The following is a 15,702-nucleotide window of genomic DNA, read 5'->3' as shown; positions in this document are numbered from 1 at the left end:
GATACAGTGGCCAGGCAGTTGGCCGCAACAGTCGCTGCCTGCTACTAACATGCCGTAGACACCGCGCCTGTGTGCTCCGTAATGTGCGCAGCATTCATGGCGCTTTTCCTCGCAAGGTAGTAACGCGTGCACGGAACTGAAGAAAGTCTCGAACAGAAGTCCTTTGCGCAATTGCGCCCTCTGGTGGTTTCGAGCGAAATCCTGGCGGCGGTGGTCTGTTCGATCGTGCTGCTGGTGGCTGACGTCAGCCAAGGCATTTCACCCTGGCTGTACAGCTACGGCCTGGTCGCCGGGGTGGTCTGTTACCTCACCTACCGGGCGCGCACCACCTATTCGTTGTGGCTCAGCGGCATGCTGCTGGTGTGTACCTGCACCGCCTGCCTGGGCTCGTTGGCCATCGCCATCGGAAACCCGCTGCTGTGGTTTCTGCCGATTGGGTTGGTGTTCAGCTTGCCGGTGTCGGCGATGCACGCGCAGCCCTGGCACGCACTCAGCACCGGTGCGGCGGTGTGGGCCACGCTGTTTTATGTGGTGCAGCCGAGCTTTGATCGGCAGCTGGACCTGACCCTCACATTGATGCTGATCACCGCCAGCCTGCTGGTGGCCACCATGGTCTGCCTGACGCTGTGCCGAATCCGCAAAAACGTCTTCGACCTGCAACGCCAACTGCACGACATGGCCTACCGCGACACTTTGACAGGCCTGCCCAACCGCCGTGCCTTCATGGAGCAACTGACCGCGACTGTCAGCGACGAGACCACGCCGTTGTTCTTCCTGATGCTCGATATCGACGACTTCAAGAAGATCAACGACAGCCACGGTCACGACACTGGCGACCGGGTGCTGGTGGCGGTGGCCAAGGTGCTCAGTGAGCAAAGCCAGGGCCACAACTTCGCCCGCCTGGGCGGCGAAGAGTTTGCCGTGGCGGCGCAGTTGGCGGATGTTGCGGCGGCGCAGCAGCTGGCGCAGCGGATTGTCTCGGCGGTGAATTCGAACCAGATGCACGGCTTCAGCCTGTCCCTCAGCATCGGTCTGGCGGCCCATGAAGCGGGGGAGTCGATGTTCAGCCTGATGCGCCGCGCCGACCTGGCGTTGTACGACGCCAAGCATGCTGGCAAGAACCGTTACGCCATGGCGGGCCTTAGCCAGCAGGCATGAGAACTGCGGCGTTCAACTGTTGCTCAGGGCCTCCAGGCAGTGCTGCAGCGGGCGCTCGTCAATCCAGTCACGCACGTCAAAACGTTGCGGAATAAAACCCCAGCGTTCGAGGAAGTCAGTCAGCTGCTGCAGGGCGAGGATCGAGCGCTCGTCCAGGGCCGTGTGCAGACGGCGGTTGGCGTCTTCACCGTAAGCGGCTGCTACCCAGTACTCGCTGGTGTTGAGTTCGCGGGCTAAAAAACGCCGGGTATCGTCCGGGTTGACCCAGGCCCAACGTTCGGCGCGCATGACGCTGTCGACGATGCACAAGGCAACGTCGAAGTGCTCGTCGAGCAGCTGTTGGTCCACCGTCAATGTGCGCGGCGTGCCGATATTGGCGCGGATCATCGGGTCCGGGTGGGAGCCGGTATCGATCACCACGTGCAGGCCGAATTCGTCGGCCAGCTGCAGGCCATGGGCGCCTTTGAGAAAGATGGCATCCACGGTGCCATTCATCAGCCCCATCAATTCGCGGTTGCTGCGCCGTACCTGCTTGCCGCTCAAGCGCACCTGCGCACCGAAGATATGGCGCACCGGGTTGTCGCTGTGGGTGCCGCCGTAGGGGTAGTCGACCAGCTCCACGTCGCCGACCTGGAGGTCTTCCAGGCTCAGGGCGTTTTCCAACGCACGCAAGGCGCTGGCGCGGTGGAAGTCGATTTTCACGTTGGCCCATTTGGGCAGACCAAAGCGCCGATTTTTAAGGTCACTGATGGTTTTTACCGGGCCCTCTGGGTGGCTGACGATCAGCTGGACTTCGTCGCTCCACGACAAGCCCAGCAAGCGTGTCTGCACGCCCGTGGCACGCGCCCAGATGGCCGGCGTGTTGCCGCCGTGGCGGACGGAGTTGGGCAGGTGGTGGTCGAAATGCGCTTCGCGAATGTCGCGGTCGTTGGATTCGCGCAGCGCTTGAATAGTGGTGCCGCCCTGGCGCAATGCCTCTGCCAGGCGACCGGATTCAACGGCAATCCCCAGCCCGGTGGGAACCGGGCTGTGGGTATACCAAAGGGTATCAAGGGGTTTGCTCATGACGCCTGCTTGTCGAGAGGGTGGGAGCGCAGCGCTCACAGGTTCTGTGAAAACTGCTGCGCTCGGTGTGGCGGCAGTCTGCTCAGCCGGCCAGTGCTGTCGCTGAGCGTAGCGTTTGCAGTGGACGCGGGTCGATCCAGTCGCGCACCGAGAAGGTCTGCGGGATGAAATTCCAGCGATGGAGGAAATCGGTGAAGTCCTGTAGGCCGAGGATCGAGTTTTCATGCAGGTCGGTACGGAGGCGCAGGTGCGCGTCTTCGCCGTAGGCTCCGGTTACCCAGAACTCGCTGCTGTTGGTTTCCCGCGCCAGGTAACGGCGGGTGTCTTCGGGGTTGTTCCAGGCCCAGGCTTCGGCGCGAATCACCGAGTCGAGAATGCCCACGGCGGCGTCGAAGTGGTTGTCCAGCAGGTTGAGGTCTACCGACAGGGTGCGTGGCGTGCCGTTGTTGGCGCGAATCAGCGGCTCCGGGTGCGAGCCGGTGTCGATCACGGTGTGCAGGCCGAAGGCGTGTGCCAGGTGAGCGGCGGAGGCGCCTTTGAGGAAGATGGCGTCCACTTCACCGCGCAGCAAGGCCACCAGTTCGGCGTTTTGCCCACCGCTGCGGCGGCCGCCAAAGGTGGTGATGCCGGACACGGTACGCGCCGCTTCATCGCTATGGGTACCGCCGCGATGGTAGTCGACCAGTTCAACATCACTGACTTCGAGGCCCTCGAGTTTCAACGCGTTTTCCAGGCCACGAATGGCTTGGGCGCGGGAAAAGTCGATTTGCGCACTGGCCCATAGCGGCAGGCCGAACTTGCGGCCCTTGAGGTCTTTGACGGTTTTGATGCCGCTGTCAGGCAGGCTCAGGATCAACTGCACTTCATCTTGCCAGGACAGGCCGATCACCCGGGTTTCGCGGCCACTGGCGCGGGCCCAGATGGCCGGAATGTTGCCGCCGTGGCGGACCGAGTTCTGCAGGGTGTGGTCGAAGTGCGACTCGCGCACGGCTTGGATTTCCGATTCACGCAGGGACTTTATCTGCGTGCCCTGTGCGGCCAGGGTTTGTTCCAGCCAGCCTTTTTGCACAGCAATACCCAGGCCGGTAGGAACCGGGCAACGGGTGTACCAAAGCGTATCCAGTGGTTGACTCATGACGGTGCTCTTCCTTTGCTTTTCAGTGGGCGCAGGTGCCGATGCCAGTGGCTAACGGACCTGCCTGGTTGCCGGACTGCAGAGGCTGTGCAGGGCATGGCAAAGGTGACTTTGCAACGCCTGTGCCAGTCGCTTTTCGGCGGTTTAAATCGTTTTTTATCAATGCCTTGCTGGTTTTCACGGGGTTGTATTCAGGGTCTGTAGACCCTCCGTTGGCTGGCCAGCAGCAACTCAACAACAGCCCCTGCTCGGGTCGCAGCACTGGGCTGGCGGCCGCGCATCAATTGGCTAGCGCCGGCCGACCCTGGCTTTGCAGGGCATACAACTTGGCGTAGAAGCCGCCGTCGCGCAGCGTCAGCTCAGCGTGGGTGCCGCGCTCGTGCACTTCGCCGTTGCGCATCACCAGAATCAGGTCAGCCGACATCACCGTGCTCAGGCGGTGGGCGATGATCACCGAGGTACGGCCGCTGATCAGGCGTTCCAGGCCTTGCTGCACCAGGTGCTCGGACTCGGAATCGAGGGCACTGGTGGCCTCGTCGAGAATGATCAGTTGCGGGTCTTTGAGCACGGCGCGGGCAATCGCCACCCGCTGCTTTTCGCCGCCGGAGAGCTTGATCCCGCGTTCGCCCACCAAGGTGTCGTACTGCGCTTCCATGCGCTGGATAAACTCGTCGGCATGGGCGGCCCTGGCTGCTGCACGAACCTGTTCGTCGCTGGCGCCGGGGCGGGCGAAGGCGATGTTTTCGCCGATGCTGTCGTTGAACAACGCCACGTCCTGCAGCACCACGCCCATCAGGGCGCGCACCGTGCGTTGTTGGTAGTCGCGCAGGTCGATGCCATTGACCAGGATGCGTCCCTCGCTGACATCGTAAAAACGCATCAGCAGTTTGACGATGGTGCTTTTGCCGCTGCCGCTGGTGCCCACCAGCGCCAAGGTGAGGCCGGCGTCGAGGTGGAAGGAGACGTTCTTGAGGGCGTACTCCTCTTTGCCTGGATAATGAAAACTGACGTTTTCAAAAGTGATGCTATTCAGGCGGGTGAGGGCAATCGCGTTGGGGCGGTCGGCGTGTTCAGCCTCGATATCCAGCAGCTCGATCAGGCGCTCGGCATTGCTTTCAATCTCGCCGGCCTGGTTGATCTGCCGGGCGATGGGGCCAATGCTGTTGATCAGGTTCTGGGTCAGGGTGAGGATCAGCAGAATATCGCCGGTGGTAAAACGGCCCTGCAAAGCGCCATGCACGGTCAGCGCCACGGCAATGAAAACGCCCAGGGTATTGATCAGGTTGAGCGCCTGCTCGGAGCGCCATTCGGTGGTGTGCAGCTTGCCGCGGGTGATCATCCACTCGGCCTGGGTGTCGTCGTAGCGCTGCTTGACCGCCGGCTCGCCGCCAAAGCTGCGCACCGTGGAGATATTGCCGACCATCTCTGCCAGCAACCCGGTCATGCGCCCGGCCAGGGCTTGCCAGCCGCGGCGGTAGGGGCGGGTCCAACCCACGGTGCGGTAGGAAATCCAGAAGTTGAGCAGCAGCACCGCGGTCATGATTGCGCCCACCAGCGGCGCCTTGATCAGCAACACGCTGATGATAAACAGCATCTGCAGGATGTTCGCCAGGGTGCCTTCGGTCAGCGACGACAGCCACATGGTGATGCTGGTGATATTGCCGAAGCGGTCCATGATTTCGCCGACGCGGGTCTTCTCGAAGTAGTCGATGGACTTCTGCGTCATGTTGTCGAAAACGCGCTGGCGAAAGGTGCTTACGGTGTCCAGCCAGAGGTCATCGGCCTGCTTGTTTTGCAGCGCGCCAAACACCACCACGCCAATGCGCAGGGCGAAGAACACTCCGAGCAGCAGGGTGACGCTCCAGGTGGCTTGTTCGTGGGTGATCTTGCCGGTGAGCAGTTGCGAAATGGTGTCGACGATGACTTTGTACAGGTAGGGCGTGGCCGTTCCGATAAAACCCAGAATGGTGCCGACCAGGGTCACGGCAATCACCCGCCCGCGGTATTCAGGGATGAACTGGATAGTGCGCCAGAGGTTTTTCATAGGTGCTGGTGTCGATCAAAGGGGGTTGGAGGGGCACGCGGTGGCCGTGCGCCGGCAGGCCGGCGCATGGGCCACGCGGGCACGGTTCACGCTTGGAAACTGAAGCGCCCTTCGGCGATCAGGCTGTGCAGCGGGTTGCGTTGGTTGGGTTGCTCGCGGGCCTGCAGCTCGGCCGACAAGCTGTCGCGGCTGGCCAGCTTGCCGATGGCAATGGCTATTTCCACCTGATAGCCGTCCGGCACACCCAGCAGGGTGCGGGCCTGCTCGCGGTCGAAGCCGCCAATGGCATGGCTGTGCCAGCCGGCATGTTCGGCCTGCAAGGCCAGATGCGCCCAAGCGGCCCCGGCATCCAGGGAGTGGTTGCGCAGGGCGGTGGCGGCATCGCTGCCCGCACGTAGGTGGGTGGTTTTCGACACCAACACAATCAGCACCGAGGCATTGCTGGCCCAGGCGCGGTTTTTCTCGTTGAGCAGTTCCAGCAGTTCTGGCCAGTGTGCTGAGCCATTGCGCGCGTAGATAAAACGCCACGGCTGGGAGTTGTTGGCCGACGGCGCCCAACGGGCGGCTTCGAACAGGCTGTCGAGGGTGGGCTGGTCAATGCTTTCGCCGGTAAAGGCGCGCGGTGACCAGCGATTGATAAACAACGGGTGGATAGCGTGGTCGGTCTGGCGGGGCTGGGACATGGTGGCCTCACAGGCAAGGGGCTTATCGGGCAAGGGTTTATCGAGCGGCGGCAAGGCGATTGGCAGTGCTGTCCCACCAGGTGGTCAGCACCCATTCATTGGCGCCGTAGTACTGCGGCAACTGGGTGGGTTGTTGCAGGCGCTGGTTGAAGATCACGTAGTGCTTGTCCAGGTAGCGCCAGGGGATGACGTAGTAGCTGTGCACCAGCACGCGGTCGAGGGCACGGGCAGCGGTTTGCTGCTGTTGCTGGCTGTCGGCGTCCAGCAGGTTTTTGATCAGCCCGTCGACGGCTGCCGACTTCACCCCGGTGATGTTCTCCGAGCCGGGCCGGTCGGCGTCTTTGCTGTTGAAATTGCGCCACAGCTCATCACCGGGGTTGCGCGCCTCGCGCAGCGCCAGGGTGGTGTAGTCGTAGTCGAAGCTGGTGATTTGCTTGCGCGCGGTGGCCGCGTCGGTAAGCTTTTTCTTCACCACCACGCCGATCTTGCTCAGGTTCAGGTAGATCGGGTCGGTGTAGGGGCTCTGCGTGCGCGTGCCAGCCACTTCCAGCACAAACGGCTCGCCCTGGGCATTGCGCAGCACGCCGTCGCGGTTATGCCAGCCGGCCTCGGCGAACAGCTCCAGGGCCTTGGTGAGGTTATGCCGCACGTTGCCGGGCGCTTTGGTGGTAGGTTGCTGCAGCATGGGGCCGAAGGCTGCATCGGGAATCTGCCCACGGTAGGGCTCCAGCAGTTTCAGCTCGTCCTGGCTGGGCAGGCCGTTCGCCGCCAGCGGGGTGCCGGCAAAGTAGCTGTCGACCCGTTTGAATTCGTTGTCGAAAATCTTCTGGTTGATCCACTCGAAATCCAGCGCGTAATCCAGCGCCTCGCGCACCCGCGGGTCTTGAAAACGTGGCTTGCGCAGGTTGACCACCCAGCCGTTCATGGCCGGCGGGTTGTGGTGCGCAAACTGGCGTTTGACCAGCTCGCCCTGCTCGAAGCGTTTACCGATGTACTGGCAGCACCAGTAGCGCATCTGGGTTTCGGCGATCACGTCGTAGTCGCCGGCACGGATCGCGGCCACCTGGGTGTCGCGGTCTTTGTAGAGCTTGAAGTCGACGGTGTTGAAGTTGAACGAGCCGCGCCGTACCGGCAGGTCGTTGGCCCAGTAGTTCGGGTTGCGGCGATAGACGATGCCGCGCCCGCTGATGGCTTTGTCGATCAGGTAGGGACCGCTGGCAATCGGTTGCTCAAAGCGCAGTTGGTCGAAGGCCACGCTGCTGCCATCCGCCTGCTGGCCCCACTTGGGCGAAAACACCGGCAGGCTGCCGGCGATAAAGGACAGGTCGCGGCCTTTGCGTTTGAACACAAAACGCACGCGCTGCGGGTCAAGCACCTGCACCTCGGCGATCTCGGCGAAATAGGCCTTGAACCGTGGGCTGGCTTTGCCATCGGTGAGGGTCTTGTACGAATACAGCACGTCGGCCGCAGTCACTGCGTCGCCATTGCTGAAGCGGGCTTTGGGGTTGAGGTGGAACAGCACCGAGGTGAAGTCCTCGGCCACTTGGATATCGTCGGCCAGCAGGCCGTACTGGGTGTTCAACTCGTCCATGCCATTGATGGTCAGGGTTTCGAATACCAGCTCCAACAGCCCAGGCGGTGGTGTGCCGCGCAGGCTGTAGGGGTTGTACTTGTCGAAGCTGCTGTTGGTGGCGACCAGGGACATGGACAGGCTGCCGCCCTTGGGGGCGTTGGCGTTCACGTAGTCAAAGTGCTGAAAGTCGGCCGGGTATTTGGGCGTGCCAAATTGCGCCACGGCATGGGCGGCCCATGTGGTTGTCGGGCTGGCCAGCAATGCGCTGAACAAGGCCAAAGCCGGGACGAGGCGGCGGGTGAGGGGGGAGGCGATCAAGAGGGTCATAGGGTTTCCACGGGCCGACTTACAACGAGGCCTGAACCAGGCTTTGGGTATAGGGATGCTGGGGGCGGGTGATCAGCTCGGCGGTGTCGCCAGACTCGACAATCACCCCGTCCTTAAGCACATACAGGCGGTGCGCCAGGGCGTTGACCACGGCCAGGTCGTGGCTGATCAGGACGTAGCTCAGGCCATGCTTTTTCTGCAGGCTGACCAGCAGTTGCAGGATCTGATTCTGAATCGATACATCCAGCGCCGAGGTCGGTTCGTCGAGCACCACCACACGCGGCTTCAACACCAGGGCGCGGGCGATGGCGATACGTTGCCGTTGGCCGCCCGAGAATTCGTGGGGGTAACGGCTCAGTGCACTGGTGGGTAAACCGACCTCGCCGAGCACCTCGACAATCTGCGTCAGGCGCTGAGTCGCGCTGAGGGCGGGGAAGTGCAGAGCCAGGCCTTCGCCGATGATCTGCTGCACCGTTTGGCGCGGCGACAGCGAGCCAAATGGGTCTTGAAACACCACTTGCAGCGTGGCGCGCAATTCGCGGCGTTGCTGCTTGCTGCGTTTTTGCATGGCGATGCCGTCGAACTCCAACGCGCCGCCCTGCACCGGAATCAGGTTCAGAATGGCTTGCGCCAGGGTCGACTTGCCGGAGCCCGACTCGCCCACCACGCCGATGGTTTCGCCGGCGCGCAGGGAAATGCTGGCGCCCTCCAGGGCAATAAAACGGTCGTGGCGGAACCAGCCACGCCAGCCGGCAATTTTCTTCGCGTATTCCACCCGCAAGGCCTGGGTGTGCAGCAGGGTAGCGGCCGACGCCGGCACCTCGGCGATCTCACGTTGGGGCCGGCTGTTGAGCAGCTTGATGGTGTAGGGGTGCTGCGGCTGTTCGAACAAGGCGTCGGTGCTGCTGCTCTCCACCAGCTGGCCGTGCTCCATCACCGCCACCCGCTGGGCAAACCGGCGCACCAGATTGAGGTCATGGGTGATCAGCAGAATGGCCATGCCCTGGCCATCGCCACGGGCCAGCTCTTCCTCTTGCAGGTCCAGCAGCAATTGCACAATGCGCGCGCGCACGGTCATGTCCAGGGCGGTGGTGGGCTCGTCGGCAATCAGCAGTTTGGGCCGGCAGGCCAGGGCCATGGCGATCACTGCACGCTGCAACTGGCCACCGGACAACTGGTGCGGGAAGCTGTCCACGCGCCGCTCGGGCTCACGGATTCCGGTGCGCGCCAGCAGGCGGATGGTTTTCTCCCGCGCCTCGCCCGGGCTCAGCCCCTCGTGCAACTGCAGGGTTTCGATAATCTGCGCGCCGATGCTGTACAGCGGGTTCAGCGCCGACATCGGTTCCTGGAAAATCATCGCCACGTCGCGGCCGCGAACCTGGCGAATCTGGGCGATGGATTGTTGCTGCAGGTCGTCACCCTGCAGCAGGATTTTCCCTTGCACCTTGGCGTTGGGCAGCAGGCGCAATATCGACAGCGCGGTGATGGTTTTGCCTGAGCCGGATTCGCCGACCAGGGCCAGGCGTTCGCCGGGCTTTATCTGCAGGGTCAGGTCGTCCACCACTGTGCGGTTGCCCAGGCGGATGGTGAGGTTCTCGAGACTTAACAAGGGCGGCAATGGTGCAGTCATTACACATTCTCCGGCGGCAGTCGGTCGGCAATGTGGGCGTCCATGGCGTTGCGCAGTGCCTCGCCCATAAACGTCAGCAGCAGCAGGGTCAGCATCAGCGCGCCAAAACCCGACACGGCAATCCACCAGGCATCCAGGTTTTCTTTGCCTTGCAACAGCAACTGGCCAAGGCTGGGCGCGGGGGCTTGGACGCCGAGGCCGAGAAAGTCCAGGCTGGCCAAGGCCATGATTGCCGCACTCATGCGAAACGGCAGGAAGGTGATCACCGGCGTCAGGCTGTTGGGCAAGATGTGCCGCCAGATGATTTGCCCGTGGGACAGGCCCATGGCGCGGGCGGCTTTGACGTATTCCAGTTGGCGGTTACGCAGGAACTCGGCGCGCACGTAATCCGACAGGTAGATCCAGCCGAACAGCGACAACAACACCGCCAGCAGAATCAGGCTCGGTTCGAACAACGAGGCAAAGATGATCAGCAGGTACAGCTCAGGCAGCGAGCCCCACACCTCGATCAAGCGTTGCGCGACCAGGTCGATCTTGCCGGCAAAGTAGCCCTGCAGCGCGCCGATCAGTACGCCCAGCACGGTGCCGATAACCGTCAACGCCAGGCCGAAGGTCACCGACACCCGGAAGCCGTACAACAGCCGGGCGACGATGTCGTAACCGGCAATATCGGTGCCCAGCAGGTTTTCCTGGGTGGGCGGCCCTGGGTAGTGCACGGCGTTGGAGAAGTAATTCAGCGTGTCGTAGTAATACGGGTTGGGCGCATACAGGGCGAAGTTGCCGGGCTTGGCCAGCTGCTCGCGAATAAAGGGGTCGTTGTAGTCCGCGTAAATCGGCAACTGGCCGCCAAATACCGCCTCGGGGTAGTCATGCAGCAGGGGGAAAAACCATTCGTGCTGGAAGTACACCAGCAAGGGTTTGTCATTGCTGATGAGCTCACCGGCCAGGCTCACCAGGTACAGCGAGGTGAACAGAATCAGGCTCCAGTAGCCCAGGCGGTTCTGCTTGAAGCGCAGCCACAAGCGCCGGCCGGGGGTTAGCGCCGCGTCGGTTTGCGTCAGCGGTTCAGCCTGTACGCGGGGCGTGCGCCGCCCCAGGCGTTGGGAAAGGCGCTGCCAGAAACTGGGCGGCGAAATCGTCTGAGCGGTCATCAGGCCACCTGTGCGTCGAATTTGATTCGTGGGTCGACCAACACGTAGGCGATGTCGCCCACCAGCTTGGTCAGCAGGCCGATCAAGGTCAGCAGGTACAGGCTGCCGAGCACCACGGGGTAATCGCGGCTATTGATCGACTCGTAAGACAGCAGGCCCAGGCCGTCGAGGGAGAACAGGGTTTCAATCAGCAAGCTGCCGGTAAAAAACGCGGCGATAAAGGCACCGGGAAAACCGGTGACCAAGGGCAGCAAGGCATTACGAAACACGTGTTTCCACAGCACCCGGCGCTCGGACAAGCCTTTGGCCCGCGCGGTGAGTACGTATTGGCGGCTGATCTCTTCGAGAAAAGTGTTTTTCGTCAGCAAGGTTTTCAGCGCGAAAGTGCTGAGTACTGATGCAGCCACCGGCAGGGTGATATGCCACAGGTAGTCGGTGACCTTGCCCAACCCGCTCAGCTCGTTCCAGTTATCCGAGGTCAGGCCGCGCAGCGGGAACACGTCCCAGAAGGAGCCGCCGCCGAACAGCACAATCAGCAACACGCCCAGCACAAACCCTGGCACCGCATAGCCGCACAGAATCAATAGGCTGGTGATGAAGTCGAAGCGGCTGCCAGCACGCACCGCCTTGGCCACACCCAGGGGAACGGAGATCAGGTAGGTGAGCAAAAAGGTCCAGATGCCCAGCGACACCGAGACACCCAGCTTGGACTTGATCAGCTCCCACACGCTCTCGTTACGGAAGTAACTCTGGCCCAGATCGAAGCGCAGAAAGTTACTCAGCATCGCCACATAACGCTCCAGCACCGGTTGATCAAAACCGTACTGGCGGGTCAGGTGCTCGATCTGCTGTTCATCAATGCCCTGCCGTCCGCTGTAGGTCCAGCCGCTGCCCGATGTGGCGCCTTCGGCGCCAGAGCGCGCGCTTTGGTTATCAAGGTCGCTGAGTACGTGGTCGACAGGGCCCCCCGGAACAAATTGGGTGACCAGAAAGGTCAGGGTCAAGACCCCCAACAGGGTGGGGATCATCGCCAGCAAGCGGGTGATCAGGTAGTACAGCATGGTGTGCTTCCGGGTTTTCAGTCGTGGGGTTGGTGTTTCCAGGAGTCGCGGCTAAAGCCCCTCCCACAGCGAATGCATGCCTATGGGAGACCTCATTCCCTTGTGGGAGGGGCTTCAGCCGCGATGCTGTTTGCCGTCACGCGATGCGCGTATCCCGCGGATTCGCCGGGCGGTTCAGGCCGAGGTTTTCGCGGAAGGTTTTGCCTTCATATTCCGTGCGGAAAATGCCGCGCCGTTGCAGTTCGGGCACCACCAGCCGAGTGAAGTCTTCGAAGCCTTGCGGCAGATACGGCGGCACCACGTTGAAGCCGTCGGCGCCGCGTTCGACAAACCATTGCTCAATGGTGTCTGCCACGGTTTTCACCGAGCCAATGGCTTGCAAATGCCCGCGAGAAACCCGAAAGCGCAGTACCAGTTGGCGAATGCTCAGGTTCTCGCGGCGGGCCAGGTCCAGTTGCTGTTGGAAGCGGCCTTTGCCATTGGCGTCGGCCTGGTAGGGCAGGTCCGGCAGGGGGCCATCGACGTCGTAGGACGACAGGTCGAAACCGCCAAAGGAAACGTTGCTCACATCGACCAATTGCTGCAGTTCGTTGAAGCGGTCCTGGGCTTCCTGATCGGATTCGGCCACCACCACCGACAGGCCCGGCGTGACCTTGAGCTGGTCTTCATCGCGGCCGTACTTGGCCATGCGCCCTTTGAGGTTGGCGTAGTAGGCCTTGGCGACCTCCAGCGACTGCGCCGAGGCGTAGGTCATCTCTGCTTCGCGGGCGGCAAACTCCAGGCCGGTTTCCGAGTTGCCGGCCTGCACAATCACCGGGTAGCCCTGGATCGGCCGCGGGTAGTCGAGCAGCCCTTCGCTGGTGAAGTACTTGCCATGGTGGTTAACCGGGTGGCCGGAACTGGGCTTGTAGAACGCCCCGGCTTGGCGGTCCGGTTGGTCGAAAGCGTCGTCATCCCAGCTGTCCCACAGCGCCTTGGTCACGGCAATAAATTCCGCCGCACGCTCATAGCGCTCCTCATGGCTACGGGGTTCGCTGATGCCGAAGTTTTTTGCCGCGTGGTCGCCAAACGACGACACCACGTTCCAGCCGGCACGCCCGCCACTGAGGTGGTCGAGCGAGGTGAATTTGCGCGCCACGTGATAGGGCGAGTCGTAGTTGGTGTTGACCGTCGCCACCAGGCCGATGTGCTCGGTCACCGCCGCGATGGCCGACAACAGAGTGAAGGGTTCGAACTGGTAGTTCTGCGGGCTGCGCCCGGTTTGTGGGGTGACCTCGCCCGAGCGGCCGATAAAGTCGGCGACAAAAAAGGTGTCGAATTTGGCCGCTTCGGCCAGCTTGGCGGCCTTTATCCACCAGGCCAGGTTGGGCCGGCCGTTGTCGGTGGAGCTGGGGTGGCGCCACGCTTCAGGGTGGTGACCAAAGCGGTGGAGAAATACGTTCAGGGCCAGTTGGCGTTTTTTGCTGCTCACGGTGCTCTTCTCTTTGGGCAGACCAGATTCTTAAGCAAGGCCGAGGTGTGCAGGCACACCCCGGCTGCTCGGACTTAGCCGCTGAACGCTTTGGATTTTTCCAGCAAGCCGGTGCGTTTCCACTGCAGTTCCAGGCCACCCGGGGTGTACACCTGGGCGCCGCCGATCTGCTCGGCAATCGCCTGGAAGCGCGCGGCTTCTTCGACAAAGAGGATGGTTTCCGCCGTTTTGATAATGCCCTGGCCCCAGAAGTTGGCCCCGCCGTTGGACTCCAGCAACGCCGGTGGTGGTGCCAGTTCAGGGTGTTTGTCCAAGCGCTCGCTGATCACTTCCAGGGCGCTGCGGGTGCGTTCAAGGTGATTGGGAATGCTGCGCGCCAGCAAGTGGCGGGCCGCGGCGACGTAGAGAATGGGGAAGTCTTTGTGCGCCAGCGACCAGGCGGACAGCCAGGCGGTGTGCACGTGAATCACCGTATCGGCTTCCAGGCGCGGCTCATTCAGCAGCGAACCGGTTGCCTCGGCAAACGACGACACACTGATCTTCGGCGCTTGGCTGCGTGCCAGACCGCCCGGGAAACGAATACCGAGCAAAGTGTCGGTGCCCGGAATGCGGTGGGAGATATGGAAGGTCAGGCTGGCTGACAGGGTGCCGTTGGCGCGCAACGACTCGAACACGTGCACGGCGTCCGATTTGGCTTGTTCGATATAGGCGATCAGATCGACTTCGGTTTTTTCAAAAGCGCTCATGGGTATTGCTCCAAAAAATCACGGGTAAGCCACAGGGCCGGGATAGGTGAATCAGGCGGCAGCGGAGGCCTTGGCCTTTTCCTCGGCGACCAGTTTTTGCGCCTGCTCCAGCGGGCCGGCGACGATCCAGTCGCTGACGTTGAAGTCGGCTTTCAGGTAGCCCCAGTCGCGCAGGAAGTTCTTTTGCGTGGTCAGGCCCTGGATGTACTCGGGGCTCAGCTTGGGGGTGAAGGACAGGTGCACATCGGCGCCATGGGAGCCGACCACTTCGGCGGCCGAGGCATTGCTGTCTTCGGGTTGCAGCAGTTGCACCACTTCGTCGTGGTGGCTGGCAGCCCATTCCGCAGTGCGCAGTAGCACGGCGAGGTAGCGCACCACCACGTCCGGGTGCTGTTCGAGGAATTGGCGGTCAACGGTGATCGGCCGAGGGGTGCCGTTGTTGACGCGCAGCAGCGGGTCGGACAGTTCGTTGATATTGATCAGCTGGCGATAACGCGCGTCCTGCGACAGGCGATAGCCACGGGTGAAGCGCAGGAAAATGGCGTCCACGGTGCCGGCGTCCAGCGCGGTTACGGCAACGTCGGCGCGCTGTTCGCGGGTGGTGCTGCGCGGGCCGTCTTCGGTGTCGTAGCTGGGGGCCGGGAGGTCAACCAGGGTGACGTCATCGGTGCTCAGTCCGGCCAGCGACAGCGCGGTGACATAACCGTGCTGGGCCGCCCCGCGCTGAAAGTCGATCACGGCGTTCTGGTGCAGCGGCACACCCAGGCGTTTGCCTTTGAGGTCGGCGATATCGCGGATGTCGCTGTCAGCGCGGGTGAGGATGCCTTGATATTCATCCAGCCAGGTGATGCCGACCACCACGGTGTCCGAGCCGCTGCCCTTGGCCCAGATCGGCGGGATGTTGCCGCCTTCGCGAAACAGGCCGGTTTGCTGATGGTGATAGTGCGCGTTGCGCACGGCCAGGCTGTCGGAATCGCGCAGCGAATGCAGCTCGGTGTCGGCACCGGCGAATTCGTCTTGCAGCCAGTTTTTACGAATCGCCAGGGCCGAGGCGGTCGCTGCGCCGCAACGGGTGTAGAAGAGTTGGACTGGTGGTTTGGAAGTGCTCATGTCCGTTCCTTGAATAGCGGTGTGGTTATTCACAGCAAGCACTAGAGCATGCTCCATGCCAGTTGTTTGCAAGTCTGTTTAAAAGAACGGAGAAGTGGCGTGAGTGAGGGTTTTAAATGCCATTGGGTGAAAGGCTAACTAGCGGATTTATATGGGGTTGGTTGTTTTTGCTGGGCGTTTTTTAGTGCGGGTGATTCGTGGCTGATTGTTTTTCCTGGGCGGTTTTGTTCCAGTGATGCGGGTATTTTTTAATGCTGCAAAAACAGCAGTTGCGGTTAAAGTTGTTGCGTAAACAGCAGCGCATAAACAGCTAACTAAAAGGTATTAGGCCTAAGGGTTGGGATGTTTCCAGGGGCAGCTGGTTACGTCTGTAGCCCCCGTAGTGTCTTGCTCGTCTGGATTTATAGGCTCGGCTGGTAGCGAACTATTGGACTGCGGCGAGCGTTATTTTTGCCATGCTTCTGTTTATATCTGGGTGCTGCTAGAGCGAGTCTGTGGCGTCTTCTAATTGCTGCGAATTCAGCAGTTCAACAGCAATTATTTGTTCG

The 15,702-nt window shown here is 61.8% G+C and carries 12 protein-coding genes; 1 reads left to right on the top strand and 11 read right to left on the bottom strand.

The window, feature by feature from the left end; all coding sequences use genetic code 11:
• Positions 1–126 precede the first annotated feature (126 nt).
• A complete protein-coding gene (locus C8K61_RS14085; RefSeq protein ID WP_108096881.1) occupies positions 127–1,158 on the top strand; it encodes a GGDEF domain-containing protein in 1,032 nt (343 codons plus the stop codon).
• A gap of 12 nt (positions 1,159–1,170) precedes the next feature.
• Here the strand turns inward: C8K61_RS14085 and C8K61_RS14080 are convergent, their stop codons facing one another.
• The 11 genes from C8K61_RS14080 to C8K61_RS14030 form a co-directional block, all read right to left on the bottom strand.
• Positions 1,171–2,223, bottom strand: coding sequence for an ABC transporter substrate-binding protein (locus tag C8K61_RS14080; protein ID WP_108096880.1), 1,053 nt, complete (start codon positions 2,221–2,223; stop codon positions 1,171–1,173).
• Positions 2,224–2,305: 82 nt separating this feature from the next.
• The gene (locus C8K61_RS14075; RefSeq protein ID WP_108096879.1) at positions 2,306–3,358 is read right to left on the bottom strand and encodes an ABC transporter substrate-binding protein; all 1,053 of its coding nucleotides are present in this window, start codon (positions 3,356–3,358) and stop codon (positions 2,306–2,308) included.
• A 280-nt stretch (positions 3,359–3,638) separates the two neighbouring features.
• Positions 3,639–5,402 (bottom strand): ABC transporter ATP-binding protein, encoded by a 1,764-nt coding sequence (locus tag C8K61_RS14070; RefSeq protein ID WP_108096878.1) that lies wholly within the window; start codon positions 5,400–5,402, stop codon positions 3,639–3,641.
• A gap of 86 nt (positions 5,403–5,488) precedes the next feature.
• On the bottom strand, positions 5,489–6,085 hold the full coding sequence (locus C8K61_RS14065; RefSeq protein ID WP_108096877.1) for a nitroreductase family protein: 597 nt from the start codon (positions 6,083–6,085) through the stop codon (positions 5,489–5,491).
• 37 nt (positions 6,086–6,122) lie between these two features.
• A complete protein-coding gene (locus C8K61_RS14060) occupies positions 6,123–7,985 on the bottom strand; it encodes an extracellular solute-binding protein (RefSeq protein WP_108096876.1) in 1,863 nt (620 codons plus the stop codon).
• Between the two features lie 19 nt (positions 7,986–8,004).
• Complete coding sequence (locus tag C8K61_RS14055; RefSeq protein ID WP_108096875.1) at positions 8,005–9,615, bottom strand: ABC transporter ATP-binding protein; 1,611 nt, start codon at positions 9,613–9,615, stop codon at positions 8,005–8,007.
• Entirely contained in the window at positions 9,615–10,766 is a 1,152-nt protein-coding gene (locus tag C8K61_RS14050; protein WP_108096874.1) for an ABC transporter permease, read from the bottom strand. The genes C8K61_RS14055 and C8K61_RS14050 overlap by 1 nt, the downstream gene beginning before the upstream one ends.
• A complete protein-coding gene (locus C8K61_RS14045) occupies positions 10,766–11,827 on the bottom strand; it encodes a microcin C ABC transporter permease YejB (RefSeq protein ID WP_108096873.1) in 1,062 nt (353 codons plus the stop codon). Before C8K61_RS14045 ends, C8K61_RS14050 begins: the two co-directional genes overlap by 1 nt.
• Positions 11,828–11,963: 136 nt before the next feature.
• Positions 11,964–13,298 (bottom strand): LLM class flavin-dependent oxidoreductase, encoded by a 1,335-nt coding sequence (locus tag C8K61_RS14040; protein ID WP_108096872.1) that lies wholly within the window; start codon positions 13,296–13,298, stop codon positions 11,964–11,966.
• A gap of 74 nt (positions 13,299–13,372) precedes the next feature.
• A complete protein-coding gene (locus C8K61_RS14035; RefSeq protein ID WP_108096871.1) occupies positions 13,373–14,044 on the bottom strand; it encodes a class II aldolase/adducin family protein in 672 nt (223 codons plus the stop codon).
• Positions 14,045–14,095: 51 nt separating this feature from the next.
• On the bottom strand, positions 14,096–15,154 hold the full coding sequence (locus tag C8K61_RS14030) for an ABC transporter substrate-binding protein (RefSeq protein ID WP_218277815.1): 1,059 nt from the start codon (positions 15,152–15,154) through the stop codon (positions 14,096–14,098).
• Between the last annotated feature and the right edge of the window lie 548 nt (positions 15,155–15,702).

The organism is Pseudomonas sp. GV071 (genome assembly GCF_003050835.1).
Taxonomy (GTDB): Bacteria; Pseudomonadota; Gammaproteobacteria; order Pseudomonadales; family Pseudomonadaceae; genus Aquipseudomonas.
Note: the sequence above shows the minus strand (reverse complement) of the source record. Positions and strands in the feature narration are given on the sequence as shown.